We start from the raw sequence: 26,570 nt of genomic DNA on the forward strand, positions 1-26,570 counted from the left end.
AAAGACTGATCAGCTCTTAGCGGAATGCGTGGTCAGATGAGCCGGAATTTGCATGCCATAATCATACTCAACAAAATAACATAGTCAAAAAAGTTTAGTACTTAACTTTTTTAACTGACTATGATTCAGAGGAGGAATCTTATGGCTACGCAAACCAGCCTTGTAGCTCAGCAGGTCAGAATCCGACAATGGGCAGAACAGATCCGGAATTGTCAGAACCGTCCCAAAGGGATGGATGTTGAAACCTGGTGTACCCAAAATAATCTTACAAAAGCCAACTATTATTACCGTCTCCGGCGTGTCAGGCAGATATGCCTGGATCAGATGCAGGACACAGAAACCACTGCTTTTGTGGAACTGCCCGCACCTGCACCAGATCCAAAGAAAACAGATACTCCAAAAGAATCCGGTACATGCATTTCGGCAGGAACTCTGCCAATGATCCGTATTAAAAATACCAGGGGACTGTCAGCTGAGATATTTTCCGGTACTTCACCGGAAATGCTCTGCCATCTCATAAAGGCTTTTACCCATGCTGAATGATGCAGATGCTTCCGGATTTAAAAAGGTGTATCTGGCGATGGGATTTACGGATCTCCGTCGTGGGATCGATGGGCTGGCAACGATCGTACGCTTTCAGTTTAAGCTTGATCCTTACGACAAAAATACACTGTTTCTTTTCTGTGGAAGAAGATGTGACCGGATCAAAGCACTGCTCTGGGAAGGCGATGGTTTTCTCCTTATGTACAAGAGACTCGATAATGGTGCATTCCGGTGGCCCCGTTCGGCAGATGAGGCAATGGCGATCACAGACGACCAGTACCGTATGCTGATGCAGGGGCTGGAGATCGTTGCACGCCATCCGATCTCTGAGCTGAAAGAGACACCCCGCATTATGTAGCCTGTGCAAAATGCCGAAAATAAAAAAGTACCAAAACTGTAAAAATGATGTGTATCAACCGGATGAAAAAGGTTATCCACAAACAGTCTTTTCTCATTCCATTTGTTATCGTGTGAATAGAAAAACTGTTGTGGATAATACATCTGAAAAGCTGTAAAACAACGGCTTTCCAGATGTATTATCCACCGTCATTATGACGAAAGCCCATATCTGAAGGATTGGCGGAAATACAAAAATTCTGTTATAATCGGAATCAGTATAAAGACAGGAGTTCTGGTTATGACGATCAAGTACACAAAAGAACAACTGAATAAGTTTGATAAGGATCTGCTGATAGAGCTTTTTCTTGGGATGCAGGGACAGATGGAAGAATTGTCCAGGCAAACGCAGGCCTTAAATGACAGGATGCAGCTGATGATGGAACAGATGGTCCTTTTCCAGAAGAACCGTTTTGGCAGATCCAGCGAAAAAATGGCGGATTCTGAACAGATACGTTTCATGGAAGTAGACGGGACTATCGTATTCTTTAATGAAGCAGAGGCAGTCTGCGACCTGGATGCACCGGAACCTGAGGACCTGGAATTGAAAGCACCCAAAAAGAAAAAACAGCCAGGGAAAAAAGCGGCTGACATAGCAGGGCTGACAGTAAAACGTATTGATCACTATCTGAAAGAGGAAGAACTGACGGCTGAGTTTGGTGAAAACGGATGGAAACAGCTTCCGGATGCCATTTCCCGATGTTATCAGTTCATTCCGGCCAGTGTCGTGATAGAGGAACATCATATCGGCGTTTATTCCAGTAAACTGGATGAACACATGATAAAGGCACCCCATCCCAGAAATCTGCTTCATGGAAGCCTTGTATCCCCGTCCCTTGCTGCGGCAGTCATAAATGGTAAGTATGTAAATGCGGTACCTCTCTACCGTCTTGAAAAAGAATTCGAAAGGTACGGGCTTGCCATTACCAGACAGAACATGGCGAACTGGATGATCCGTCTTGGGGAAGAATATCTGGGAACCATGTATGATTATCTGCATAAACTTCTGTATGATTATCATGTGATACAGGCAGATGAGACTCCTGTACTTGTAAATAAGGACGGGCGTCCTGCCGGCAGCCAGAGTTACATGTGGGTGTACCGGTCCGGCTTTATGTACCGGGATCGTCAGATCATCCTTTATGAATACCAGAAAACGCGTAATGCATCCCATCCCCGGGAATTCCTGAGGGATTACACCGGGATCTGTGTTACGGATGGGTACCAGGTATATCATACATTGGAAAAGGAGCGTGAAGATCTGAAGATCGCAGGCTGCTGGGTTCACTGCAGGCGCAGGTTTAACGATGCACTGGAAGTGATACCAAAAGCACACCGAAAGGAATCGATCCTGCATCTGATCATGAAACAGATACAGGCCATTTACCGGGAAGAGGGAAAACTGTCTGATTTTTCTACGGAAGACAGGCTCATGCAGCGTCAGCTTGTGGTAAAACCACTGGTGGATGCTTTCTTTGCGTACCTGAAACAGAATGAACCTAAAATTCCAAAGAACGGTAAAATACGGGAAGCATTTACATATGCACTGAACCAGGAAAGCTACCTGAAAGTCTTTCTGGAAGATGGGGATGTTCCAATAGACAACAATGCCAGCGAACGTGCGATCCGTGGATTCTGTATAGGGAAGAAAAACTGGGAGATGATCGATACGGTCAATGGAGCCAATAGTTCAGTGATCATCTACAGTATCGCAGAAACTGCAAAGGCGAATAACCTGAAACCTTTCGATTATTTCGAATATCTGCTTACGGAGATTCCCAAACGTGTAGATGACAAAAACACAGATTTTCTTGCAGAACTTCTGCCATGGTCAGATATGTTGCCCGAAAACATTAGAAAGCCGCAAAAAGCCAGCGGAAAATAAACAGACCGCAAAAGCGGTCTGCTATTTGTCAAGGTACTCGTATTCTACCGTTTACGAAAACATAGCGAAATAATAGGAAAATAAAAGCTTTCTTATTTGAAAATTCATTCGATAGAACATGCGAAAGAGAGGCAGAAAATCAATGGCGAATTATGATTATGAGATTGTAAATGGAAGAAAAATCCGCGTAAGACCAAAAGAAACCGTATCGGAGATCGACAAAAACGGCTATTTCCGCAGACAGCCGAATCACTTCACGACTCCGTTCGGCGACGGTGAAAACGATCTGAAGGCAGAAGGTAATAAGAGATACCGTCTCGTCTGGGCAAAGCTGTGCCACTGGTCCAACCGCGCGGCGATCGTAAGAGAGCTGGAGGGCCTGGAAGATCAGATTTCCGTCAATATGGTAGAACATGCCCCGCATGAGAAAAACCTTGGCTGGGAATACGTTTACAATGAAAACAACATCGACCCGGTGCTCGGTGATCAGTTCCTCTCTGAGGCGTATTACCGTGCTGATGATGATTACCAGGGAAGAACGACCGTTCCGGCGCTGATCGACACAACGACGGGAAAGGTAGTCAACAACGATTACAACTGGCTGACCACTTATTTCGAGGTCAACTTCCGCCCATGGCACAAAAAAGGCGCGCCGGAGCTGTATCCGGTGGAGCTGCGGGAAGAGATTGACAAGATGAATCTCTGACTCTTCGATAATATCAACAACGCGGTATACCGCAGTTCCTTCTCCAGAAGCAACGAAGGCCATTTCGACGGTGTGAACACCTTCTACGCTGCGATGGACCGCCTGGAAAAACGGCTGGAAACCAATCGTTTTCTCTTCGGTGATTACGTAACCGATTCCGATATCCGCCTGTACGTGACACTTGCCCGTCTGGACATCCGCTATACCGCACAGCTCGGCGAGACGAAGCGTCCGCTCTACACTTACAAAAACCTGTGGGGCTACGCAAAAGAGCTGTGGGAGATTCCGGCATTTGCACATCACACAGATTTTGCAGCCATCATCCGCCAGGGAAGAATTGAGGGAGAGGAAGACGGCTTCCGCGCCAGCACACACTACGATCTGGCACTTCCGAAGATTGACTGGGATGCACAGTGGAAGGTTTCGACCGAGCGCGCCTACCTGTCCTCAGACCCGACCCATCCGATCTATCTTGGAAACAACCGCAGATTCGACATCGACCCGACCTGGTACGATCTGGGCGCAGAATCTCCGAAAAAAGAGGAGAAAGAAACGCCGCCGTCCTGCGGATGCTGCTGCGGCTGATCAAATCATAGATAAAAAATAGAAAACACCGTTTCAGAGGCAGATTTCCAAAAGGAAATAAACTTCTGAAAAGGTGCTTTTTTCCGACGCACAAACTGCAAAAGGAAAGGCATGAAATCCGCTTATCGTCCGAAATGGAAAAATCCCTTTTTCTCATACGGCTCACTCGTATACGAAACCAGCTCATATCCGGTGTTCTTGATCTGCTGTTTCAGATACGGAATATCGAGCGGCGCTTCGCTGATGACAACGGTCTCGCCGTTTTTTGCAGAAGAGTTTACTTTTTTTGGAGAGCAGCTCTTGCGGACTACATCGTTCATATGGGATTCGCACATGCCGCACATCATACCATCAATTTTTAAGACTGTTTTAATCATACAATACCTGCTTTCTTCCGGGAATACAGCGAAACGAAAGCGTGCCGGACTGTATTCCTGGAGTTTGATGAAAAATTTGAAATCACATACCCTATCGGGGTATCTAAAATATAGCGCGGATGAAAAGAAATGTCAATAAGCTGATAAAATATGATAATTATTATCATTTAAGAAGGAAAAATACGGTCATGGAAGGGCGATTCTCCGGCAGAACATGGAAACTTGCCGGAATCGCAAAGTTCGTGTTACAATTGGGACAGCAGAGCAAAACAAGAGAGGAGACAAAAATATGCTCTCACAGATGAATTACCGAAAAGAAACACAGCCCCACGGTGATGAGCTTTTTCCGCTGAGCATTCACGTTTTCGAGACAGACCTGCAGAGTACCGTGCGGGTGTACTGCCACTGGCATGAGGAAGTGGAGCTCTTTTATGCAGTAAAGGGCGAAGCTGTTTTTCATATGGATACCGAGACCTTTCTCCTGCGGGAAGGGGAGACCGCCTTTGTCAATGCAAACCGTCTGCATGAGGTAGAGGGAATCGACGGACAGGAATTTACGTTTCTTGCCGTTGTATTCCAGCCGCGTTTTCTGTCCGGCACATCGCTTGACCGGATCCAGCAGCAGTATATCGAACCAGTGCTGTCCTCCGAGATCCGTTTTCCATCCAAGACAGAGCGGGGGACACGCCTTGCAGAAAAAACGGCACAGGCCATGCAGGAGATCCGAAATCTGCAGGAAAGAAAAGAACCGGGCTGGGAGCTGCTGTTAAAAGCGGAACTTCTGAAAATCTGGCAGGGATATTACAGTGCGGCAGAAAAGAACGGCGGAAAAACGGATGCCTCGACGAATTACCGTGTCAGCAGAATGAAAGAGATCCTCACATACATGAATGCTCATTTCTGTGAGGATCTCGAAATCGCGGAACTGGCGAGCCAGTTTCATATGAGTGAGAGCGCTTTCTGCCGCTTCTTTAAGTCGATTATGCATATTTCCGCCGTGACGTATGTCAATAACCTGCGGATTGCCGAGAGCTGCCGGTTGCTGCTTTCCACCGAGGAGGCGATCAGCAAGATTGCGAGCGACTGCGGATTCCGAAATATCAGCTATTTTAACCGCGTCTTCCAGGAACGCATGCACCAGACGCCGGGGCAGTTCCGCAGTTTATCCGCAGAAAACCGTACTGCGATATAAGATTCGGAACTTATGCAGGCTTCTGCGATCGGAATGCACGCCGCAGGAAGAAAAGTCCGGTCATATCAGCCAGTGCCCAGCCGATCGGAATGGCGATCCAGATTCCGGCAACGCCAAGCGCCGTGGCGGAGAAAAGGTATGCCAGCGCCACACGCATGCCAAGCGAAATGACGGTCAGAACAACCGACATCTCGGCGCGTTTGACAGCGCGGTAATACCCGTACAGCAGAAACAGCCATCCGATGCCGAGATAGAACGAGCCTTCCAGCCGCAGGTACTGTATGCCGATCGCGATGACCTCCATTTCTGATGCTTTCACGAAAATCTGCATCAGCGGATGCGCGAACAGATTGACAAGCAGAGAAATGACGATGGAAAAAGCAGCGCTCAGTGCAAAAGCATCTTTCGTGCCGCGCCGGATCCGCTCGTGATTTCCGGCCCCGTAATTCTGTGCGGTGAAAGTGGAGTAGGCATTTCCGAAATCCTGCACCGGCAGATAGGCAAAGGTATCAATTTTCACCGCGGCCGCAAATGCCGCCATGACCGCCGGACCGAAGCTGTTGACGAGCCCCTGTACCATTAGAATGCCGAAATTCATGACCGACTGCTGAATGCAGGTCATCGAAGAAAGATTCAGAATCTCTTTTAAAATGGAATGGCTGAAACGCCATTCTTTTTTTGACGGCAGCCACATGCGGCAGCGGAGCAGTACATAGAGCAGAATACCGACGGCGGACACATACTGCGCAAGAACCGTAGCGAGCGCTGCGCCTGCGATGCCGAACGGCAGTACAGCGACAAAGAGCAGATCCAGTGCAATGTTCAGCACAGCAGAGACAGCGAGAAAAATCAGCGGCACAGAAGAGTTTCCGAGCGCGCGCAGCATACAGGAAAAGAAATTGTATACGGATGTTGCAATAAGGCCGGCAAAGATAATCAGAAGATACGCCTGCATGCCGGGACGGACTTCATCCGGGACGCGAAGAAACGTAAGGATCGGCTCGATGCCTGCATAAACAGCGAGATTCAGCACGAGCGTAACGGCAAGGATCAGCAGAAACGCGTGGAGAATCGAAAGTTTTAAAGAAGAAAGATCTTTTCGTCCCTGATAAATCGAAAAGAGCGCACCGGCGCCCATCGACAGGCCGAGAAAAATGGAAGTCAGAAACGTCATCAGCGTATAGGAGGAGCCGACGGCGGCGAGCGCATTGCTTCCGAGAACGCGTCCGACGATCAGGGTGTCGGCAATGTTGTAAAACTGCTGCAACAGATTTCCTGCGATCATCGGCAGGGCAAACAGGATAAGAGAGCGGGAGATTTTCCCGCGGGTCAGATCGTAATACATAAAGAAACTTCTTTCCGAACATAATTGTTAATATTATAACATAAAAAATCAAAAAATGTCAATTTGCAGGATGAAGTGTACAAAAGTGCAATTGTCAGAAAATTTCGAAAAATCGAAGTTTATAAAATTTTTACAGATTTTGGGACACGTTCTGTAAAAAAACGGAAGATTTTCAGTTGATTTTTTTGGCCTTTTATGTATAATTAGAGTAGAAGAGGCCGGCTGGTCCGGTTTCTTCTAAAGGATACCTTCAAATTTTTGCATTTTGCAGAATGAAGCAGTATTACTATCAAAGGAAAGAGGTTAATTACAAGATGGCACAGATCGATTTAACAAAGTATGGCATCACCGGTACCACAGAAATTGTGTACAACCCTTCTTATGAGCAGTTATTTGAGGAAGAGACAAAACCAGAGCTGGAAGGCTATGAAAAAGGCCGGGAGACAGAGCTTGGTGCAGTTAACGTTATGACCGGTATCTATACAGGCCGTTCACCGAAAGACAAATACATCGTTGTGGACGAGAATTCGAAAGATACTGTATGGTGGACTTCCGATGAGTACAAAAACGATAACCATCCGGCAACCCAGGAAGCATGGGCAGCAGTAAAAGAGATCGCAAAAAAAGAGCTCTCCAACAAAAGACTGTTCGTTGTAGATGCATTCTGCGGTGCAAATAAAGATACCCGTATGGCTATCCGCTTCATCGTTGAGGTAGCTTGGCAGGCACATTTCGTAACTAACATGTTCATCAAACCTACAGCAGAAGAGCTTGAGAACTTCGAGCCGGATTTCGTTGTATACAACGCATCCAAAGCAAAAGTTGAGAATTACAAAGAGCTGGGTCTGAACTCTGAGACAGCAGTAGTATTCAACATCACAAGCCGTGAGCAGGTTATCATCAACACATGGTACGGCGGAGAGATGAAGAAAGGTATGTTCTCCATGATGAACTACTATCTGCCGCTGAAAGGCATCGCTTCCATGCACTGCTCTGCAAACACAGACCTGAACGGTGAGAACACTGCAATCTTCTTTGGACTTTCCGGAACAGGAAAAACAACACTTTCCACAGACCCGAAACGTCTTCTGATCGGTGATGACGAGCACGGCTGGGACGACAACGGAGTATTCAACTTCGAGGGCGGCTGCTATGCAAAAGTTATCAACCTGGACAAAGAGTCTGAGCCGGATATCTACAATGCGATCAGACGTGACGCTCTGCTTGAGAACGTTACTGTTGATGCAGAAGGCAAAATTGACTTCAATGATAAGAGCGTAACCGAGAATACTCGTGTATCTTATCCGATCAACCACATTGAGAACATCGTTCGCCCGATTTCTTCTGCACCGGCAGCTAAGAATGTTATTTTCCTGTCCGCAGACGCATTCGGCGTACTTCCGCCAGTATCTATTCTGACACCAGAGCAGACTCAGTACTATTTCCTGTCCGGATTTACTGCAAAACTTGCAGGAACCGAGCGCGGAATTACCGAGCCGACTCCTACCTTCTCTGCATGCTTCGGCCAGGCATTCCTGGAGCTGCACCCAACCAAATATGCAGAAGAGCTTGTTAAGAAAATGGAGAAGAGCGGAGCAAAAGCATACCTGGTTAACACAGGCTGGAACGGAACCGGAAAACGTATCTCCATCCGTGATACCCGTGGAATCATCGATGCAATCTTAAGCGGTGCTATCAACGAAGCTCCGACGAAGACTATTCCGTACTTCAACTTCGAAGTTCCGACTGAACTTCCGGGCGTTGATCCGGCTATCCTGGATCCTCGCGATACCTATGCTGATGCTTCCGAGTGGGAGACCAAAGCACTGGATCTGGCTGAAAGATTCATCAAGAACTTTGCAAAATATGAAGGAAACGCTGCTGGTAAAGCACTTGTTTCCGCTGGTCCGCAGAAATAAATTTTCTGAATTGACCGAAAGGAAGCCCCTGACATGAAAGTGTCAGGGGCTTTCTTTTATGAAAATATCTGGAGAAATAAAATAGTTTCCTGCCCGAAAGTACAGACTGATGGGACAGGAAACTATTTTACAGCACACTCTAAAATAATGCAAAAAATTTCAGCACCACAGAGCGTGAATTGTTGCGTCACTGGTTTTCGCCGTACCCTGATACGCCTTCAAAATAGAAAATAAGGCAGATCAGCAGGACAAGAGCAGTTCACGTACCATTTCTGCATCAAAGGTAACAGAGGAAACATGGTTGACTTCTATCTGATATAACGCATTTGCTGCGATATGCTCAGCAGCCTGCTCAAGATCACGAATACCGCTTGTGTTTTCGTGGCAGGAGATTACGGCATCGAGTCCTTCCGGCGTCAGAATGCATTCTTTTTCTTTCATACCGATACGTTTTAACACCTTTGGAAGTGCATAGCGGGAGAAAATGATTTTCTTTTCTTCCGGTGTGTAATCCGGAATTTCAATCACAGCGAAGCGGGACATCAGCGGAGCACTGATCTGGTCCTTGTCGTTTGCGGTTGCAATCGGGTATACACCGACGGTCGGGATCATACATTCGATATAGTTATCGGTAAAACCAAGATTATCAAGAAGGGTCAGCAGAACATCTGCCGGGTTTCCGTTTCCTTTGCCGGAGGCAGCCTTGTCGAGCTCATTGATGATAAAGACGAGGTTGGATTCACCAGCCATGGAAAAAGCATCCATGATGATTCCCGGTTTTGCGTTTGCGTAGATGCGGGAACTTCCGGTCAGCTGTTCCGGGTCATTAATCGAACTCATATCGAGTGTTGTCCACGGTAATTTTAAGATACGCGCAACGGCATAAGCAATCTGCGATTTTCCGGTTCCGGCAGGACCGATCAGTAACAGACCATAGGCCGGCAGCGTATGAGTCCGGTTAATCTGAATGATGGTTTCGATAATTCTCTGCTTCACACGTTCCATGCCATACAGTTCTTCATCGAGGATCCGGCGTGCTTCCACTGGATCAATGGCTTCAAAATAGTTGCTTTTCCATTGAATATTCATCATCATGGAGAGGGCGCGCTGCGCGTGACGACGTTCTTCGGGAGAGACTTCGTGGGAACGGGCAACAGCGAGGTTTCGACGAGCCCAAAGGCGGATATTATCCGGCAGCGTTCTTCCGGCACAGTTCATAAAATCAGTGATGGATTGGATGCTGGTGAGCTTCATGCTGTCACCGGTTTCCTCCTGATCCTCATCCTCAACTTCTTCTTCCGGTGCATTGCTGGCGAGGAGACGCTCAATCATAAACTGTAAAAATCCATCCTCAGCCGAAAGCTTTGCGCCGCCACCGAAAGCGATCTCGCGGATTTTGTAAACTGCATAACCGTCGGATGTTTGTGTGCCGGAAAGGCGGACATTGATATGGTTTTCACCGAGCCATTTTAAAAGGCTGACAAAACGGGCATCAATCTGGAGAATATCGGCGATGAAGGTTTCTTCTTCGTTTTTAAATTCAAACGAGGTCCGTTTGGATGGGTTTGTGAAAATACCACAGGGATGATGCGGGAAAGCCTTCTCTTTTGTATCCAGAATTAGGATCGGCTGATCCGGAGAAGTAAACGGTGCATTTGTGCGGAAAACAGTATACGTACATTCGGAAACTTTTGCTTTTTCCGGGGAATTGCTGAAATCAAAAACGGGCATGACAGAACCTCCTAATAAAATAAGTGCTTATTGGTACAATAAAAACAGTGTAGCACGAATTAAAAAATCCTGCAATCAATATGCAGAATTTTGTATTTTTATGCTATGAAAATATTGGGCAAGCGGATATTCGAAATGGAAGCAGGGGACTTACTAGATTCGGTTAAATTTTCGGAAGGCATAAAAAAGCCCTCCGGGCAGGATCACACTGCGGCGGAGGGAAATTATGTCATCAAAGCAAGCTGTCGTAAGAAAGAAGCTCGCAAAACAGGAATCTTTTTTACACTGAAAAAGGAATGGCATCAGGAAACAGCGCTGGTTTTGGAAAAGCCCGGAAGCTGTACCAGCACGATCGCTGCAAACATCAGAATACAGCCGGAGAGCTCGCGACCGGAGAGTGCCTGATGAAGGAAAATCCAACCGGCGAGAACGGAAAAAACGGATTCCAGGCTCATCAGCAGAGAAGCCATGGTGGGATTTAATCCTTTCTGCCCGATAATCTGCAGGGTATAGCCGACACCAGAAGAGAGAATTCCGGCATAGAGAATCGGTATCCAGGCGTGCAGAAGGTTGGAAACGTTTACGGTTTCAAAGAGGGCCATACAGACAGCTGACAGGATCGAACAGGTAAAAAACTGAATGCAGGACATTTTGATGCCGTCGACAAGCGGAGAAAAATGATCAATAACTAGAATATGTATGGTAAATCCGAGAGCACAGGCAAGCACAAGAAGATCGCCCTTCTGCAAAGAGAAGGATCCGTCTGTCATGCAGAGCAGATAGAGACCGGCAACGGCAATGAGAACTGCGAGCCAGACCTTCGGTTGTACTCGTTTTCGGAGGAACAGGCCGCAGACCGGAACAAGGACGATGTAAAGTGCGGTGATAAAACCGGCCTTTCCGACGGTTGTGTACTGAATGCCGATCTGTTGCAGAGCTGAGGCGGCAAACAGTGCGATGCCGCAGAGAATACCGCCCGCCCAGAGCGTTTTTGACTGTGTGCCATTTTCTGACGAAGCATCTGGAGGTAGGGTTCGCTTTTTACACGAGGAGAAAAAGACAATCAGCGGAAGAAGCGTAAGTCCGCCGAGCAGGTTTCGTGCCGCGTTGAATGTAAAAGGTCCGACATAATCCATGCCGGTCTGCTGTGCGACAAAGGCAGAACCCCAGATCGCAGCGGTCAGAAGCAGAAGCGCTGACTGTCGGTACTTATGAGAAACAGTATTCATAATAGAAAAAACCTCCTGAAATTGATACGATATTCATCATAGCACAAACAGATGGAAAAAGCGAACGGAAAAATGTCGGAAAAGACGGAAAAATGGTACAAATAATCATAATGACGAAACAGTGCAGATATTGCGAAAATGGATATGTGAAAAATGAGCAGAACAAAGGAGATTAAAAAGGGAAAAACGAGCAATTCAACCAACACAAAACAAAAAAAGAACACCAAAAACAAAAAATAGACACTGTTTTTCTAACAGTCTTTGTGTATAATGAACTCATCAAGCAAGAACGAAAACCTTAAGGAGGTAAAAAGTATGAAAAAGCGTAACATGAAAGTCCTTGCACTGTTAATGACAGTGACAATGGCAGGAACGATGCTTGCTGGATGTGGAGACAGCGGAAGTACAAGCACCGGTTCATCCGGAGGAGCAACAGCATCCTCCAGCGGAACAGCAGATGCATCAAGCGATGCCACAGCAGCATCTTCCAGCACAGCAGATGCTTCCAGCGAAGATACCACAGGTTCAGATGATGTGGTAGGAGAGCTTCCAAGAAATGAAACTCTTTACTTCGCAGGACAGCAGTGGGGTACCGTCAACGATTACAACCCAATGTCCGCAAACTCAAACAATGCAATGGTTATAGCACAGGGCGATGCTTCACGTGTACTTGTTTATGAAACTCTTTATATGTGGAATCCACTGGATGCAAAAATGTATCCGTTGCTTGCAGACGGAGATCCAGTATGGAACGACAATCGTACCGAGATCACAGTGAAAATCAAAGCTGACGCAAAATGGAATGACGGCACACCGGTTACTGCAAAAGATGTAGCAGCTACCTATCATGCACATGTAGATTACAATTCTTCTACCGGCGCTGAAATGAAGAGCTACATTGCAGATGTTGTTGCACAGGATGACAGTACCGTAGTCTTCAAACTGACAACCGATGACTCCGGCGAAGCAGTTAACCCGGTTCTTGCGGAAAGATATCTGCCGATGCTCTACATCATGCAGGAAAATTATTTAAAGACCGTAGCTGACAGAAACAACAACGATGCTGAAGCAATTAAAATGGATAAGATGGACGATCTGGTAACTTCCGGACCGTACAAAAAATACTTTGACAATGACCAGAACGTAGTTCTGATCCGCGATGATAATTATTGGGGACAGGCAGATTCCATGTGGGGTAAGCTTCCGGTTCCGAAATATATTTCTCACCCGATCTTTAAAGATAACGCAGCAGCTACCACCGCATTCCAGAATGGTGATATTGATGTGGCACAGATATTCATCACAGACCTTCAGAAATTGTGGTTAGAGCAGGATCTTCCGGTTTCTACCTATGTTGATGAAGCACCGTATCAGCTGTGTATGACAATGCCTACCCTGTTCTTTAATACAGAAGTAGAAGGACTGGATCAGGTAGCTGTTCGTAAGGCAATCGCTATGGCAGTTGACTACGATCAGGTTATTTCTTCAGCAATGTCCGGACAGTCTCCTACCTTCGCAGATGTTCCACGTTCTGTCATGAACCCGACCGATGCTGAGCAGGCTATGGTGGATCAGGATGCCTTAAAAGAGTATCAGTGGTCCAATGCCGATGTAGAAGGTGCTAAGAAGCTTCTGGACGATGCCGGAATCGTAGACACCGACGGAGACGGAATCCGTGAGTACAACGGAAAGAACCTTTCCTATAAGGCTGAGTGCCCGACAGGATGGTCTGACTGGAATGCAACCCTTGAAATCGTAGCAGCAGCAGGAAAGAATATTGGTATCAACATTGAGACCTACTTCCCGGAAGCAGCAAACTTTAGCACCGATTACAGCACCGGAAACTTCGAAATCACCATGCAGTCCGGTCCTGGTACATCAGTTGCCAACCCGTACATGAGATGCCGTTTCTTCATGAGCTCTGATTACAACGATCTTGAGGTTAACTTCAGTGGTAACTTCGGTCATTATCAGAACGACCGTGTAGATGAAATCCTTGCAGCAATTCCTCATGAGACCGATGATGCAAAACTGAAAGATTACTATACAGAACTTTCCAAGATTATGCTGGAAGATTGCCCGTGTGTACCGTTGATGTACAGACCGCAGGTATTCCACGAAGTAAACGAGTCCGTATGGACCAACTATCCGCAGAAAGACGATGGAACCAATGTTCCTCCGATGGACTGCACCGATGGTTATGGCGTAGCAGCACTGTACAATCTGGAACTGATTGACGGCTGATTTGCCAAACAGAAAGAAAGCACACACTGAATTGTAACAGAGGCGGCCGGAGCCGGGGTGCTCCGGCCGCTTTTAAAAATCAGAAGGAGGGTTCTTCTATGAAAGGAATGAAAAAGTATTATACGCAGAAGATCTTGTGGTATCTTCTGACGTTAGTCTTTGCGGTACTGCTGAACTTCATTCTTCCGCGTCTGATGCCGGGCGATCCGGTTTCAACTATTGCTTCCAAATCGGTAGAAGGTATGACCGATGCGACTGCAATTCAGAAAGTATATGAAGACTATGCAGCAAAATTTGGTATTAACAAACCAATGTATGTCCAGTTTTTTACCTGGGTAAAAAATGCACTTCGCGGTGATTTCGGCGTTTCTTTCAGCCAGTATCCGCGTACCGTATCCGATATTATTTCCAGTTCGGTTCTGTGGACCATATGTTTACAGCTTCCGGCCATTATTGTTGGATGGATTCTTGGTAACCTGCTTGGTGCAATTGCAGCTTATATGAAAGGTGTTTTCGACAAGGCAATCCTTCCGGCATTCCTGTTTATCAGTAACGTACCTGCCTTTGGTATGGCAACCGTACTTTTGTTCATTTTCTCACTGAAATTACATATTGCACCTGCAGCAGGCGGCTATGCGAGCAGTATGATTCCGCATATGAGCCTTGCTTTTATGAAATCTGTGCTTTCACATTACCAGTTGCCGTTCTGGTCTATCGTAATCATCACGATCGGCGGCCAGGCGATTGGTATGCGTTCGATGTCAATTTATGAATTGAATGCCGACTATGTAAAATACAGTCGTTTCCTTGGTATCAAGGATCATACGATTGTGAAATATGTGTTCCGTAACGCAATGCTTCCGCAGATCACCGGTCTCGCAATGTCCCTTGGTACCATGATCGGCGGCAACCTGGTAGCTGAGATGGTATTCAGTTACCCGGGACTTGGAACAACGATGCTCTCAGCAGTTACCGGCCAGGATTATCCGCTGCTTTCTGCCTGTACGTTAATCATTACCATCATGGTTCTGCTGGCCAACCTGCTTGTTGAACTTCTGTATGCAGTCATTGACCCACGTGTCAAAGCATCCCAGCAGGATTAGAAAGGAGAATACGCTATGAAAAATACAATCAAACAGATTTTTCATTCAGGAAAATTCGTGACAGGATTTGTAATCTTCTTGGCAATTCTCCTGACCATTATCATCTATCCGTTTGTTGTGGCAAAAGATCCGCTGGCAATGATCGGAAACGGAAACTTTTTCAAACCGGGTACCTATCTTTCGATTCAGGACACCGTAAATTCCGGCAAAACGTATAAGATGAATGTTGATGCAACCGCATCCATCGTTGAAAGCAAACTGACAATGGACAACCGTTCTATGATGGCAGAATGGCTGGAAAAATACGGCGGTGTAGATGCCAGTGAAATCGATGTTACCGACGCAGAAGGTCTGATTGCGCTTTGGGAGGAAAAATATGACCCAAATGCAGAACAGAAAGGCCTTATCGCAGCAAAAAAGAAAAAATATCAGCGTCTCGACAACGAAATCGACGGTATTTTAGAGGATGTTCCAACCATTATTGCCGAGAAAAATGAAGAGACCGGTGAGCTGGAAGAGGTTCAGAGCATCGACAGCAAGCAGTACATCAATGAAAAAGATGTCATTAACCGTCAGACCTTCGTGCTTGGTACAGATAACTTTGGTCGTGATGTTTTGACTGAGCTGATCTCTGCAACAGGTTCATCCCTGAAAATTGGTCTGGTTGCGGGAATCATTGCAACCGTGATCGGACTGTTCCTCGGACTTCTTGCAGGTTACCTTGGAGGTTTTGTGGACAACCTGATTCTGTTCTTTACCAACTTGTTCACCGTTATCCCATCCTTCGTTCTCTTGATCCTCATCTCCTACAGCGTAGGTGAGTCTCAGAGGGGAATCATGATGGTGGCACTCCTGATCGGAATTACAGCATGGCCGTGGACAACACGTTCCGTACGTTCCCAGGTTATTTCTCTTCGAAACCGTGACCATGTAAACCTTTCCAAACTGTCCGGCCACAGCATGCTGCGGATTGTCCTTACCGACATCCTTCCGTACGTTGCATCCTACGTTGTTATGGCCTTCATTCTCCAGATTTCCTCCGGAATTCTGGCAGAAGCACAGCTTTCTATGATCGGACTTGGACCGGCAACCACAAAGACTGCAACACTTGGTCTTATGATGCAATGGGCAACCCAGTACAATGCACACTTAAACGGTGCATGGTGGGCATATTTCCCGGTCATTCTTGTAATCGCACTTATTTCATTCTCTCTTAACCTGATGAACACCGGTCTTGACCAGGTATTCAACCCGCAGTTAAGAGACTAAGGAGGCAGCTATGGGAAAAGTAATGCTGGAAGTAAACAATCTGAAAACGAAATATGTGACTCGTTTTCATGAAGATGTATACGCCGTAGACGGAGTCTCCCTGAAGATTGAGGAGGGAAAATCCCTCGGTGTAGCAGGTGAGTCCGGCTGTGGTAAATCGACGCTGGCGCTGTCACTGATGGGCTATTATTTCGCACCGCTTCACTACATCAGCGGCGATATTATCGTAGATGGAAGAAAAATTTCCGGAATGAAACCAGACGATGTCCGGAAAAATATTCTGGGCAATGAGATCGCCTACATTCCGCAGGCAGCAATGAATGCTCTGAACCCGACACAGAAAATCATCCGATTTGTAGAAGACGTTATTCATGCGCATGATCCGAAAATGCCGAAAAAGGATATTTATGATCTGGCAAAAGAACGTTTTCAGATCTTAGGCCTGCCGGCGGAGGTACTGCAGAAGCATGCGGTTGAGCTTTCCGGAGGTATGAAACAGAGAACCGTTATCGCAATTTCGACCATTCTTTCTCCGAAGGTACTGATCGCCGATGAGCCGTCATCCGCGCTGGATGTAACTTCCCAGAAAATGGTTATTAAAATGATGCGTGATCTGATGGAAAAAGGATTTATCAAATCCATGATCTTCATCACACACGAGCTGCCGCTTCTTTACAACGTAACCGATGATATTATGGTTATGTATGCTGGACAGATTGTAGAAAAAGGTACCGCAAAAGAAATGGTATTCGATCCGCTGCATCCATATTCCAAAGGTCTGATGGGATCGATCATCGTTCCGGAGGAAGGTGTAAGAGAACAGAAGCTGACTGCAATTCCGGGAACTCCGCCAAACCTGAAGCATCCGCCGGAGGGCTGCCGTTTCGCAGACCGCTGTCCTTATGCACAGCCAACCTGCCGCGGTATGAAACCAGAGGTCATCGAACTGCCGAACGGAAGAGAGTACCGCTGCCTGATGTCTGAGAGAAAGATTCGGGAGGTGTATGCAAATGCGTGATGGTAAAGAATTAAAACCATGCCTCTCCGGAAGAGGCGTAACGAAAGTGTTTGGCTTTGGCGATGCAAAAACGGTCGCTGTAGACCATGTTGATTTCGATTTTCATGAAGGTGAATTTGTTTCTATCGTAGGAGAATCCGGATCCGGAAAAACAACCCTTTCGAAGATGTTGCTCGGGCTGATCAGCGTAACGGAAGGCGAAATTGATTTCCAGGGTAAACCAAGAGACATCTCGAACGGAAAGAAGAAAAAAGAGTACTGGAAGGGAATTCAGGCGATTTTCCAGGATCCGTTCGCTTCCTACAATATGTTCAAACGTGTAGATTCTGTTCTGCTGGATTGCATTAATATGCGCGGTGACAAAAATCTGCCGAAAGAAGAAAAAGAACGTCTGATGACAGAGGCCTGCAGCTTTGTAAACTTAAAATACGCAGAACTGACAAACAAATATCCATTTGAGCTGTCAGGAGGCCAGATGCAGCGACTGATGATTGCACGTATTTTCCTTCTGAAACCAAAGATTCTGCTTGCCGATGAGCCGACGTCTATGATTGATGCCTGCTCACGTGCAACAATCCTGGATATGCTGCTGAAGCTGCGTGATGAGATCAATATGACGATTATCTTCATCACCCACGATATTGGTCTTGCTTACTATGTATCCGATAATGTTTATATTATGGAGCATGGAAAATTTGTGGAATCGGGACCGGCAGAAGAAGTAATTCTTCACCCGACAGCAGCGTATACCAAACGTCTGATCAGCGATGTTCCAAAGATTTATGAACCGTGGGATCTGACAACAGTATAACAATGGTACGAAAGCTGTTTCCCTGGAATCATGCTTTGCGTCATATATGAGTCTTGCGAAAAGAGAGACGGTACACGGAAAAAAAGTGTACCGTCTTCTCTTTTTGTCAATAATTTTTCTGAAAAAATTGCTTTTTGAAGAGAAAACTGGTAAAATTAGTAAAGTTACAGAACCGAAAAGAAAACTGGGGGATAAAAAATGGGAAACTGGTTTCGCGGACTGAAACTGAACCAAAAATTTACCGTAACAACGTTGATCTTTATTTTTATTCCACTTTTTGGCATGATGTGCTTTGGATTTAGGAGTATCAAAAAGAATGCCATAGATCATGGGGTAAATGAAGCAGTAACAGCAACAGATCTTACCTGTGCGGAGGTGAATGCAAAAGCGAATGCCTGCTCAATGGTTGTAGATACGCTGCAGGAGTATGAACCGTTGGAAAAATATCTTCTTCATCTCAGGAGGGGAGAGGAGATCTCGGAGATCTATTATCAGCAATTTCGGAATAACAGCATCAGCATAATCGACAAAATGCAGGAGGCAATGCCGGATCTGTACCAGATCCATATTTTTGCCATGGCAGATGGTTTTCTGGAGCAGCAGCCGATCCTGTACCAGAAGGAAAAGATGAAAAACTGCGCCTGGTACCGAAGCTATCAGGGCGGAGGACAGTGGTTTTTTGACGTACAGGAAAAAAATATTATCTCCGGTACAAAAAAAGAAGGTTCCCATTTGATGACTTATGTACGGGAGCTGCGGGATCAAAGCGGAGGAAGGCTTGGCGTGATCGAGGTATCCATGCGTATGGCAGACATATTTCCTGAAATCTATCGATCCGGTGACAGCAGCTGGGCCTGTTTTGTTGATGAAAATTGGAATTTATATGACTGCGGGAAGACAGCGGCAGCCTGCAAATGGCAGTCCTATCGGGGGCTGATTCTGTTCCGGGCAGGAATCCGTGACAAAAAAGAGAGTCAGCAGAGCGCGGTGATTGACCGGAAAAACGTTGCAATTGTGCTTCGGAAAGTCGATAAACTCAATGGAATGTTTGTAACACTGATCAATTTGGATGATGCAACCGGAAACATGATCAAACAGCAGCAGAGAATGCTGCTTGAATTTGCCGGCTTCGGACTGCTTCTGATTGTGGTGGTCAATCTGATTGTGCGTGGCCTGCTGAAGGAGTTTTATGACGTCCTGGGTGAGATGCGTCAGATTGACAATGGAACAACAAAGATAAAGGTTTGTTACAGCGCAGAAGAGATGCGGGAAATGAGCTATGGTATCAACGGAATGCTGGAGAGAATTCAGAAACAGAACGAGGAAAGCATCAAAAGGGAGGCAGCGCTGAAAGATACGGCAATCCGGGCAATGCAGAACCAGATTAACGCTCATTTTATTTATAATGTTCTGGAATCCATTAAGATGATGGCTGAGATTGATGAAGAGTATACGATTTCCGATGCGGTAACAGCACTTGGTGAAATGCTGCACTACAATATGCGCTGGAATAAATTTCTGGTAACCGTTCAGGATGAGATGAATTATATTCAGAACTATGTGGAACTGATGAATCTGCGGTATGATTTCACAATAACACTGTCCGTTCAGATACCGGAAAATTTATATCGGCAGGATATCCCCAAGATGTCTCTTCAGCCGATTGTGGAAAATGCAATCACACATGGAATTGAGGAGCTGGATGCAGACGCCGTCATTGAAATCAAAGGAATAGAGCATGAAAAGAGCTTTGAGATTGAAATCACAGATTCCGGAACAGGCATGTCAGAAAAGCAGCTTGCAATTCTGAGACGTAAACTAAGAATGCGCCTGAATTCAGATACACAGCCGAAACATGGAATCGGGCTTCGGAATGTACAGGACAGAATCCACATTCAATTTGGAACAGAGTATGGACTGTCAGTTTATACAAAAGAGCATTGCTATACGAAGGTGAGTATTCATCTTCCCATCACGAGGGGGAAATATTCTCTGATGGATCAAGAGGGTGACGAGAAAGAGGAAGAAAAAGAAAATGAATACACTACTGGTTGTAGAAGATGAAAAATTGATTCGACAGGGAATCGTGGCGATGATCCGGCGAAGCAGCGTGCCGGTGGAGGAGATTCTGGAGTGTCGAAACGGAGAAGAGGCATTGGAGATTTTGGGGAAACAGAGGGTGGACGTCATGTTCACTGATATCCGTATGCCCAAAATGGATGGTCTGACACTGGTCAACAAAATGGAGGAGTTATCACAGAAACCTGTTGTTATTGTTTTAAGCGGCTATGATGAATTTTCCTATGCGGTTGAAATGATGAAACATGGAGTTCGGGACTATATTTTAAAACCGATCAAGCGGGAGACGATAGAACAGCTTCTGGAAAATCTGGAACGAGAGCTTTCGGAGACCCGGGAAACGGAAGAAGAGGAAGAACGGTGCTTTTTAAATCAGCTCCGTTATCTGATGATGAATGCAGAAATGGCCGAAGAAAACGAATGGATGGATATGGAAAGCAGGATCCGGCGATACATCGGAAACGACAGCTTCCGGATCCTGCTGACCAGCAAGGCAAATGGGGAACGGTTTTCGAAATGCAGCGGAATTCTGCTGGAAGGCGTAGAAGGAGGAGTTCTGTATCTTTTGCCGGAACCGGAGGCAGAGCGGATCATGAAAGAAAAAGATGAGAGATTTTGTCTCGGAGTGGGAAAAGAACATCATTCTGTGATGGAAATTCCAGAGGCATACCAGGAAGCACTGCTGGCCCGGGAAATGGCATTTATACAGAAAAATCCTGTGGAAGAATATCAGAAAAAATGTTTTGAGGAAAAGCCGGAACTGGCACAGTTTCAGGAAAAATTTATTCTGCAGGTGCCAACGGACCGGGCAGATACTGTGCTGCGAAAAATGCGGAACTGGTATTTTGAGGCAGCACATCAGAGGGTTTCCCCCTATCAGCTTCTGGCAGTAACAGAAGCAATCTGTAAAGAGCTGGATCTTTTTCATCGAGTGGCGGAAAAACAGGAAAAATGTCCGCGCCCTCTGCAGTACCGTGATGCAGATCTGTTTCTGGATGCGTTTGAAAAATGGATACACGTTTACAGGGAAAGCCTGAAAAGTCAGACAGCCGGAAAAGAAAAAATGGAAGAGGCAATTTCATATATTCGGGAAAATTATGCAAAAGATCTGAATATGGCAATGGTATCTAACCATATTTGTATGAATTATTCGCTGTTTTCAGCAGCGTTTAAAGAACATACCGGTGTGAATTTTGTGAACTATCTGAAGGAGATCCGCATTGCGGAGGCAAAGCGTCTGTTGATTCAAACAGAAGATAAAATTACGGAAATTGCCAAACAGGTTGGATTTGAAAATGATAAGCATTTCATGAAATCATTTAAAACGGCATGCGGCGTATCACCGTCTGAGTTCCGAAAAGATTACAAAATGGTTTCCAACGGAAAGGGAGGACAGGATGAGTAAAGAAAAAGAAACCGGAAAAGAGAAGGGAAGAATCCGCCAGCTGGCGCGGTATTACATTCCATATAAGGGATTGTTTTTTACCGACATGTTTTTTGCAATGCTTGGAGCAGCCATTACACTGGTGATTCCACTGATTGTACGGTATATTACGAGTACGGTTGTGGAAAAGCCGCTGGAGCAGGCAACGGGTGAGATTATCCGCCTCGGTATTCTGATGATTGCTATGGTTCTGGTTGAAATGTACTGTAACTTTTATATTGCCTATTACGGCCATGTGATGGGGGCGCGGATTGAGCATGATATGCGGAACGAGATCTTCGGCCATTATCAGAAGCTTTCGTTTGCTTTTTTCGATAACCAGAAGGTCGGCCATCTGTTGTCGCGCATCACAAGCGATCTGTTCGATATCAGTGAGCTTTTACATCATGGGCCGGAGAATATTGTCATTTCGTTTATCAAACTGATCGGTGCGATGATCATCCTGTTTGTGGTAAATCCGATGCTGGCATGTGTGCCGCTTGTGGTTATTGTGGTGATGCTGCTGTTTGCGTTAGTGATGAACAGCCGCATGAAGAGTGCATTTAAGGAAAACCGCCGCAGAATTGCGGATATCAACAGTCAGATTGAGGACAGTCTTTCGGGGATCCGTGTTGTCAAATCGTTTGGAAATGAGACAGAAGAGATGCGTAAGTTCAATGCGGGAAATGACCGTTTTGTCGATTCGAAGAAGGTCAGCTACCGCTATATGGGAATTTACAATTCGGGAATGGGAGCCTTTTCGACGCTGATTACCGTTATTTCGCTGATTGTCGGCGCATTGCTGATGACAGGCGGGAAGCTTGGGGCGGCGGATCTGGTTACCTTTCTTCTGTACATCAATAACTGCACAGATCCGGTGAAAAAGCTGGTGAACTTTACGGAGCAGTTCCAGAATGGTTATTCCGGTTATGAACGTTTCCTGGAAATTATGAGCATCGCACCGGACATCCAGGACAAGCCGGATGCACTGCCACTGAAGAATGTGCAGGGAGAAGTAAGCTTTGAAAACGTTTCGTTCCATTATGAGGAGTCGAAGGAGAATGTGTTAAGCAATGTGAATCTGCATGTCCCGGCAGGAGACTATGTGGCGCTGGTGGGCAGCTCCGGCGCCGGAAAGACGACACTCTGTTCTCTGCTTCCGCGTTTTTACGATGTGACAGAAGGAAGGATTCTGCTGGATGGAAAGGATATCCGCGATGTGAAATTGAAGGATCTGCGCGATGAAATCGGTATTGTGCAGCAGGATGTGTACCTGTTTGCGGGAACGATCATCGACAACATCCGCTATGGCAGACCGGATGCGACCGACGAGGAGGTCATCCGCGCAGCGAAAGCGGCCAATGCACATGAATTTATCATGGAGCTGGCGGACGGCTACGACACCGATATCGGCCAGCGCGGCGTAAAACTTTCCGGTGGCCAGAAACAACGGCTTTCCATCGCCCGCGTATTCCTCAAAAACCCGCCGATCCTGATTTTCGACGAGGCAACCTCAGCGCTCGACAACGAAAGCGAAAAAGTCGTCCAGAAATCTTTGGAACTTCTGGCGAAAGACAGGACAACCTTCGTGATTGCGCACCGGCTGTCCACAATCCGGAATGCAAAGCGGATTCTGGTGCTGACGGAGAATGGAATTGCGGAGGAAGGCACACATAAGGAACTGCTCGCGAAAGGCGGGATTTATGCGCATTTGTATGAGATGCAGTTTTGATGAAAATTTCATTAGTATGACAGAAAGGCAGCGGAAGAGAAACCGCTGCCTTTTTTGACACTTTCTTATTTTCTTCATACTCTATAAAGAACAGAAAATGAAAGAGGAACATGGTATGGATTCATCCCGTATGAATCGCGGCTGCTGCGGTGCGAACAATATGCAGAACCGCCGCGCCGCTTCAAACAATATGGAACTGAAGATGGAACCAAGGAATTTCCCGCGGAAAATGCAGCATGTAGATCATATGATACCTGCAATGGCGTACGTTCCGATGCAGCGGTTTGAACAGATCTATGATCTTTCCGCTGCATTAAAAAATGGAACCTTATTCCCGGAACTCTGTAAACCATTCTGTGGAAAGGGAGGAGGACAGTGCCTATGATGCCGCAGATGCCATCCCGCGAAAAGCTGCTCGCCTGGATTGATCAGGTCAGCTTTGCTGTTGTTGAAATGAACCTTTACCTCGACACCCACCCGGAGGATGAAGATGCACTTGCCTTTTTCCGGGAAAAAGTGGAGCTTCGAAAAGAAGCACTGAAACAGTACGCCGAACAGTACGGCCCGCTCACGATCGATACCGCCAACGACCGCATGAGCCGTTCTTTCGAATGGGTTATGCAGCCATGGCCGTGGGAAGTCAACCGGAAAGGAGGGTGCTGACGGATGTGGAATTATGAAAAACGCCTCGAGTATCCTGTAAACATTACGACACCAAACCCCAAAATCGCCCAAATTATCATGAGTCAGTATGGTGGCCCGGATGGAGAGATGGGCGCATCCATGCGGTATCTCTCTCAGCGTTTCACAGCACCGAACCGAATTGTAGCGGGGGTGTTGAATGATGTTGGTACCGAGGAATTAGCTCATCTCGAAATGGTATCCACGATCGTTCATCAGCTTACCTGTAATCTTTCGCTGGAAGAAATTCAGAATTCCGGTTTTGCTAATTACTATGTAGACCACACAGCCGGAATCTGGCCACAGGCGGCTGGCGGAGTTCCGTTTAATTCTTGTGAGTTCCAGTCGAAAGGTGATCCTTTGACAGATTTGTTCGAAGACCTCGCTGCGGAGCAGAAAGCCCGGTCAACGTATGATAACATCCTTCGTTTGGTAAAAGATCCTGAAGTTGCAGATCCGATTCGTTTCCTGCGGGCACGTGAGGTTGTGCATTTCCAACGTTTTGGTGAAGCACTGCGTTCTGTACAGGACGAATTGAATTCGAAGAACTTTTATGCGTTTAATCCGTCGTTTGATGCAAAGACTTTCTGTGCGGCAACGCAGCCAGGAGCAGGTCAGGGGAATTGCTGCACAAGATAGTAAATTAAAAATCAAAGAACAGCACACCACTGGAAAATCCCATCTGAAAAACAGGTGGGATTTTTTGGGTTTACAGTAAGAAAATCTTATCCAGTCGTAAATCATTATCCCATCATAATATAGAAAAAAGACTTTCAAAAACAGAACAGTCAGAAAGGATGTTCCATGGAAGCAATGAATTATGTAAAGCCCGAACTCATCGTCGTTGCGTTCGTGCTGTATTTTTTCGGTGTTGCTTTGCGGCAGGCGCAGGCGGTGAAGAATAAGTACATTCCGCTGATCTTAGGCGGCATCAGCATGGTGCTGTGTGCGGTTTGGGTGATGGCGACGAGTGAGATTGAGACGGCGAAGGAGGGGGCGATGGCGGTTTTTACGGCGGTCACGCAGGGGATTCTGGTGGCGGGGCTGAGCAATTATGTGAATCAGATTATCAAGCAGATCCATAAGCCGGAGTGAACGGCGCTTCAAAAAATCTGTGTTATGCCGGGCAGTCTGAACCATCAGAAAGGGGAGAATATGAGAATTGATCGGTCGTATCTTGGAAATCAGAATACGTATGCGGAAAACAATCCCAAATGTATCGTAGTCCACAACACCGACAACTTCGCAGCAGGTGCCGATGCGCGGGCACATGCGCGAGCACAGCATGACGGGAATTTCCAGAACATTTCCGCACACTATTACGTCGATGACGGTGACACAGCCTACCAGGCGGCACCGCACAGCCGGGGGTGCTGGCATGTCGGCATTAATTACGGCGGAAAAAATCTGTTTCAGCAGTACGGCAACAAGAACAGCATCGGTGTGGAGATGTGTGTGCAGGCCGGGTATAATTATGAAAAAGCATTTGAGAATACTGCGGCACTGGTGCGGGAGATCATGCGGGAGACGGGGATTCCGCTGGAAAGAGTCTATCGTCATTATGACATCTGCAGCAAATACTGTCCGAGCCAGATCATGAACCGCGGTGACTGGGACCGCATGAAGCGGATGATCGGAAGCGGTGCAGGGAGCACAGGAACGGGAACAGCAGGCAGCGGAACAGGAAAAACGTATGCGCCCGGGATCTATCAGGTGCAGACAGCGGCCCTCAACATCCGTCAGGCACCGGATGCGGACAGCAGGATTGCCGGAACGATCCGGGATCAGGGAAGCTACACGGTGACGGAAATCCAGAACACAAGCTGGGGACGGCTTCTCTCAGGGGCAGGCTGGGTCAACTGCCATACAGCGTATTGCCGTTATGCCGGTCCCGCAAAAGAAAAATCGGCAGAGACAGCAAAGTCATCCGGAAAGACAGTCGCAGAGGACGGAATCTGGGGCGAAAATCTGACGCGCCGTCTGCAGGAACTTTTCGGCACACCGCAGGATGGAAAAATCAGCAATCAGCTGGCCGTCAACCGGAAATTCTGTGATGGCATCACAGCCGCCGAGTGGGACAGTACGCCAAAAGGCGGATCGGCCCTTGTAAAAGAAATGCAGAAATGGGCATCGGCCGGCATGGACGGCTATATCGGTCCGCAGACAATCCTCGCCTGGCAGAAAAAACTCGGCACGCCGATCGACGGCACAGTAAGCAGCCCATCCGCCATGGTAAAAAAACTGCAGAAGTGGTGCAACCAGAAATAGAAAAAAGAATACTCAAAGACCCGGTTTTGTGTTA

24 protein-coding genes are annotated in these 26,570 nt (G+C 46.7%); 20 read left to right on the plus strand and 4 right to left on the minus strand.

All coding sequences use genetic code 11. From position 1 onward, the window contains the following. The first annotated feature begins 141 nt into the window (after positions 1-141). The 5 genes from DWX26_RS09845 to DWX26_RS17210 all read left to right on the plus strand — a co-directional run bounded on the left by DWX26_RS09845 (position 142) and on the right by DWX26_RS17210 (position 4,115). Positions 142-543 carry a hypothetical protein gene (locus DWX26_RS09845; protein WP_009243735.1) on the plus strand — a complete coding sequence of 134 codons (402 nt, stop codon included), beginning with the start codon at positions 142-144 and terminating at the stop codon, positions 541-543. After that, positions 533-901 (plus strand): IS66 family insertion sequence element accessory protein TnpB, encoded by a 369-nt coding sequence (gene tnpB / locus DWX26_RS09850; protein WP_009243734.1) that lies wholly within the window; start codon positions 533-535, stop codon positions 899-901. Before DWX26_RS09845 ends, tnpB begins: the two co-directional genes overlap by 11 nt. 279 nt (positions 902-1,180) lie before the next feature. Then, entirely contained in the window at positions 1,181-2,824 is a 1,644-nt protein-coding gene (gene tnpC, locus DWX26_RS09855; protein ID WP_118601343.1) for an IS66 family transposase, read from the plus strand. Positions 2,825-2,966: 142 nt separating this feature from the next. Further along, positions 2,967-3,530 (plus strand): hypothetical protein, encoded by a 564-nt coding sequence (locus tag DWX26_RS17205; RefSeq protein WP_243030617.1) that lies wholly within the window; start codon positions 2,967-2,969, stop codon positions 3,528-3,530. A gap of 72 nt (positions 3,531-3,602) precedes the next feature. Beyond that, a complete protein-coding gene (locus DWX26_RS17210; protein ID WP_243030619.1) occupies positions 3,603-4,115 on the plus strand; it encodes a glutathione S-transferase C-terminal domain-containing protein in 513 nt (170 codons plus the stop codon). Between the two features lie 122 nt (positions 4,116-4,237). On the opposite strand, the gene DWX26_RS09865 is transcribed toward DWX26_RS17210, so the two are convergent. Further along, on the minus strand, positions 4,238-4,492 hold the full coding sequence (locus tag DWX26_RS09865; protein WP_118601344.1) for a heavy-metal-associated domain-containing protein: 255 nt from the start codon (positions 4,490-4,492) through the stop codon (positions 4,238-4,240). A 289-nt stretch (positions 4,493-4,781) separates the two neighbouring features. On the opposite strand from DWX26_RS09865, the gene DWX26_RS09870 reads away from it, so the two are divergent. Next, positions 4,782-5,684 carry an AraC family transcriptional regulator gene (locus DWX26_RS09870; protein ID WP_055228413.1) on the plus strand — a complete coding sequence of 301 codons (903 nt, stop codon included), beginning with the start codon at positions 4,782-4,784 and terminating at the stop codon, positions 5,682-5,684. 10 nt (positions 5,685-5,694) lie between these two features. On the opposite strand, the gene DWX26_RS09875 is transcribed toward DWX26_RS09870, so the two are convergent. After that, positions 5,695-7,029, minus strand: a complete 1,335-nt coding sequence (locus DWX26_RS09875; RefSeq protein WP_118601345.1) for an MATE family efflux transporter — start codon at positions 7,027-7,029, stop codon at positions 5,695-5,697. Positions 7,030-7,343: 314 nt separating this feature from the next. Between DWX26_RS09875 and pckA the strand changes: the two genes are divergently transcribed. Beyond that, entirely contained in the window at positions 7,344-8,948 is a 1,605-nt protein-coding gene (pckA, locus tag DWX26_RS09880) for a phosphoenolpyruvate carboxykinase (ATP) (RefSeq protein ID WP_022461055.1), read from the plus strand. A 240-nt stretch (positions 8,949-9,188) separates the two neighbouring features. On the opposite strand, the gene DWX26_RS09890 is transcribed toward pckA, so the two are convergent. Beyond that, positions 9,189-10,679, minus strand: a complete 1,491-nt coding sequence (locus DWX26_RS09890) for an AAA family ATPase (RefSeq protein ID WP_055228411.1) — start codon at positions 10,677-10,679, stop codon at positions 9,189-9,191. Between the two features lie 302 nt (positions 10,680-10,981). After that, a complete protein-coding gene (locus DWX26_RS09895) occupies positions 10,982-11,908 on the minus strand; it encodes a DMT family transporter (RefSeq protein WP_118601347.1) in 927 nt (308 codons plus the stop codon). A 315-nt stretch (positions 11,909-12,223) separates the two neighbouring features. Between DWX26_RS09895 and DWX26_RS09900 the strand changes: the two genes are divergently transcribed. The 13 genes from DWX26_RS09900 (at position 12,224) to DWX26_RS09960 (ending at position 26,536) form a co-directional block, all read left to right on the plus strand. Continuing rightward, on the plus strand, positions 12,224-14,152 hold the full coding sequence (locus DWX26_RS09900; protein WP_158579775.1) for an ABC transporter substrate-binding protein: 1,929 nt from the start codon (positions 12,224-12,226) through the stop codon (positions 14,150-14,152). A gap of 98 nt (positions 14,153-14,250) precedes the next feature. Next, positions 14,251-15,255: an ABC transporter permease gene (locus DWX26_RS09905; RefSeq protein WP_117510332.1), complete on the plus strand. Its 1,005-nt coding sequence runs from the start codon at positions 14,251-14,253 to the stop codon at positions 15,253-15,255. 15 nt (positions 15,256-15,270) lie between these two features. After that, positions 15,271-16,524, plus strand: a complete 1,254-nt coding sequence (locus DWX26_RS09910) for an ABC transporter permease (protein WP_117805092.1) — start codon at positions 15,271-15,273, stop codon at positions 16,522-16,524. A gap of 10 nt (positions 16,525-16,534) precedes the next feature. Continuing rightward, positions 16,535-17,542 (plus strand): ABC transporter ATP-binding protein, encoded by a 1,008-nt coding sequence (locus DWX26_RS09915; RefSeq protein ID WP_173841206.1) that lies wholly within the window; start codon positions 16,535-16,537, stop codon positions 17,540-17,542. Further along, positions 17,535-18,353, plus strand: coding sequence for an ABC transporter ATP-binding protein (locus DWX26_RS09920; protein ID WP_022462701.1), 819 nt, complete (start codon positions 17,535-17,537; stop codon positions 18,351-18,353). Before DWX26_RS09915 ends, DWX26_RS09920 begins: the two co-directional genes overlap by 8 nt. A gap of 198 nt (positions 18,354-18,551) precedes the next feature. Then, the gene (locus tag DWX26_RS09925; protein WP_118601349.1) at positions 18,552-20,417 is read left to right on the plus strand and encodes a sensor histidine kinase; all 1,866 of its coding nucleotides are present in this window, start codon (positions 18,552-18,554) and stop codon (positions 20,415-20,417) included. Next, on the plus strand, positions 20,389-21,837 hold the full coding sequence (locus tag DWX26_RS09930; protein ID WP_118594906.1) for a response regulator: 1,449 nt from the start codon (positions 20,389-20,391) through the stop codon (positions 21,835-21,837). Before DWX26_RS09925 ends, DWX26_RS09930 begins: the two co-directional genes overlap by 29 nt. After that, a complete protein-coding gene (locus DWX26_RS09935) occupies positions 21,830-23,587 on the plus strand; it encodes an ABC transporter ATP-binding protein (protein ID WP_118601350.1) in 1,758 nt (585 codons plus the stop codon). The genes DWX26_RS09930 and DWX26_RS09935 overlap by 8 nt, the downstream gene beginning before the upstream one ends. Before the next feature lie 115 nt (positions 23,588-23,702). Continuing rightward, complete coding sequence (locus DWX26_RS09940) at positions 23,703-23,972, plus strand: spore coat associated protein CotJA (RefSeq protein ID WP_082424512.1); 270 nt, start codon at positions 23,703-23,705, stop codon at positions 23,970-23,972. After that, positions 23,969-24,250 (plus strand): spore coat protein CotJB, encoded by a 282-nt coding sequence (locus DWX26_RS09945; RefSeq protein WP_022462706.1) that lies wholly within the window; start codon positions 23,969-23,971, stop codon positions 24,248-24,250. The genes DWX26_RS09940 and DWX26_RS09945 overlap by 4 nt, the downstream gene beginning before the upstream one ends. A gap of 3 nt (positions 24,251-24,253) precedes the next feature. Continuing rightward, complete coding sequence (locus DWX26_RS09950) at positions 24,254-24,907, plus strand: manganese catalase family protein (RefSeq protein ID WP_118601351.1); 654 nt, start codon at positions 24,254-24,256, stop codon at positions 24,905-24,907. 165 nt (positions 24,908-25,072) lie between these two features. Next, a complete protein-coding gene (locus DWX26_RS09955) occupies positions 25,073-25,363 on the plus strand; it encodes a phage holin family protein (RefSeq protein ID WP_022462708.1) in 291 nt (96 codons plus the stop codon). A gap of 60 nt (positions 25,364-25,423) precedes the next feature. Continuing rightward, positions 25,424-26,536, plus strand: a complete 1,113-nt coding sequence (locus DWX26_RS09960) for an N-acetylmuramoyl-L-alanine amidase (protein ID WP_118601377.1) — start codon at positions 25,424-25,426, stop codon at positions 26,534-26,536. Positions 26,537-26,570: the final 34 nt, after the last annotated feature.

The organism is Blautia sp. AF19-1, from assembly GCF_003479155.1.
Taxonomy (GTDB): Bacteria; Bacillota; Clostridia; order Lachnospirales; family Lachnospiraceae; genus Fusicatenibacter; species Fusicatenibacter saccharivorans.

Bases quoted from the DNA above. Each gene is read 5' to 3' on its own strand.
- DWX26_RS09845 (WP_009243735.1), top strand. From the start codon at position 142: ATGGCTACGCAAACCAGCCTTGTAGCTCAGCAGGTCAGAATCCGACAA.
- DWX26_RS09945 (WP_022462706.1), top strand. From the start codon at position 23,969: ATGATGCCGCAGATGCCATCCCGCGAAAAGCTGCTCGCCTGGATTGAT.
- DWX26_RS09870 (WP_055228413.1), top strand. From the start codon at position 4,782: ATGCTCTCACAGATGAATTACCGAAAAGAAACACAGCCCCACGGTGAT.
- DWX26_RS09930 (WP_118594906.1), top strand. From the start codon at position 20,389: ATGAATACACTACTGGTTGTAGAAGATGAAAAATTGATTCGACAGGGA.
- DWX26_RS09915 (WP_173841206.1), top strand. From the start codon at position 16,535: ATGGGAAAAGTAATGCTGGAAGTAAACAATCTGAAAACGAAATATGTG.
- DWX26_RS09955 (WP_022462708.1), top strand. From the start codon at position 25,073: ATGGAAGCAATGAATTATGTAAAGCCCGAACTCATCGTCGTTGCGTTC.
- DWX26_RS09925 (WP_118601349.1), top strand. From the start codon at position 18,552: ATGGGAAACTGGTTTCGCGGACTGAAACTGAACCAAAAATTTACCGTA.
- DWX26_RS09910 (WP_117805092.1), top strand. From the start codon at position 15,271: ATGAAAAATACAATCAAACAGATTTTTCATTCAGGAAAATTCGTGACA.
- DWX26_RS09895 (WP_118601347.1), bottom strand. From the start codon at position 11,908: ATGAATACTGTTTCTCATAAGTACCGACAGTCAGCGCTTCTGCTTCTG.
- DWX26_RS09900 (WP_158579775.1), top strand. From the start codon at position 12,224: ATGAAAAAGCGTAACATGAAAGTCCTTGCACTGTTAATGACAGTGACA.
- DWX26_RS09950 (WP_118601351.1), top strand. From the start codon at position 24,254: ATGTGGAATTATGAAAAACGCCTCGAGTATCCTGTAAACATTACGACA.
- DWX26_RS09940 (WP_082424512.1), top strand. From the start codon at position 23,703: ATGGATTCATCCCGTATGAATCGCGGCTGCTGCGGTGCGAACAATATG.
- DWX26_RS09865 (WP_118601344.1), bottom strand. From the start codon at position 4,492: ATGATTAAAACAGTCTTAAAAATTGATGGTATGATGTGCGGCATGTGC.
- DWX26_RS09920 (WP_022462701.1), top strand. From the start codon at position 17,535: ATGCGTGATGGTAAAGAATTAAAACCATGCCTCTCCGGAAGAGGCGTA.
- DWX26_RS09875 (WP_118601345.1), bottom strand. From the start codon at position 7,029: ATGTATTACGATCTGACCCGCGGGAAAATCTCCCGCTCTCTTATCCTG.
- DWX26_RS17205 (WP_243030617.1), top strand. From the start codon at position 2,967: ATGGCGAATTATGATTATGAGATTGTAAATGGAAGAAAAATCCGCGTA.
- DWX26_RS09935 (WP_118601350.1), top strand. From the start codon at position 21,830: ATGAGTAAAGAAAAAGAAACCGGAAAAGAGAAGGGAAGAATCCGCCAG.
- pckA (WP_022461055.1), top strand. From the start codon at position 7,344: ATGGCACAGATCGATTTAACAAAGTATGGCATCACCGGTACCACAGAA.
- tnpC (WP_118601343.1), top strand. From the start codon at position 1,181: ATGACGATCAAGTACACAAAAGAACAACTGAATAAGTTTGATAAGGAT.
- DWX26_RS09960 (WP_118601377.1), top strand. From the start codon at position 25,424: ATGAGAATTGATCGGTCGTATCTTGGAAATCAGAATACGTATGCGGAA.
- tnpB (WP_009243734.1), top strand. From the start codon at position 533: ATGCTGAATGATGCAGATGCTTCCGGATTTAAAAAGGTGTATCTGGCG.
- DWX26_RS09905 (WP_117510332.1), top strand. From the start codon at position 14,251: ATGAAAGGAATGAAAAAGTATTATACGCAGAAGATCTTGTGGTATCTT.
- DWX26_RS09890 (WP_055228411.1), bottom strand. From the start codon at position 10,679: ATGCCCGTTTTTGATTTCAGCAATTCCCCGGAAAAAGCAAAAGTTTCC.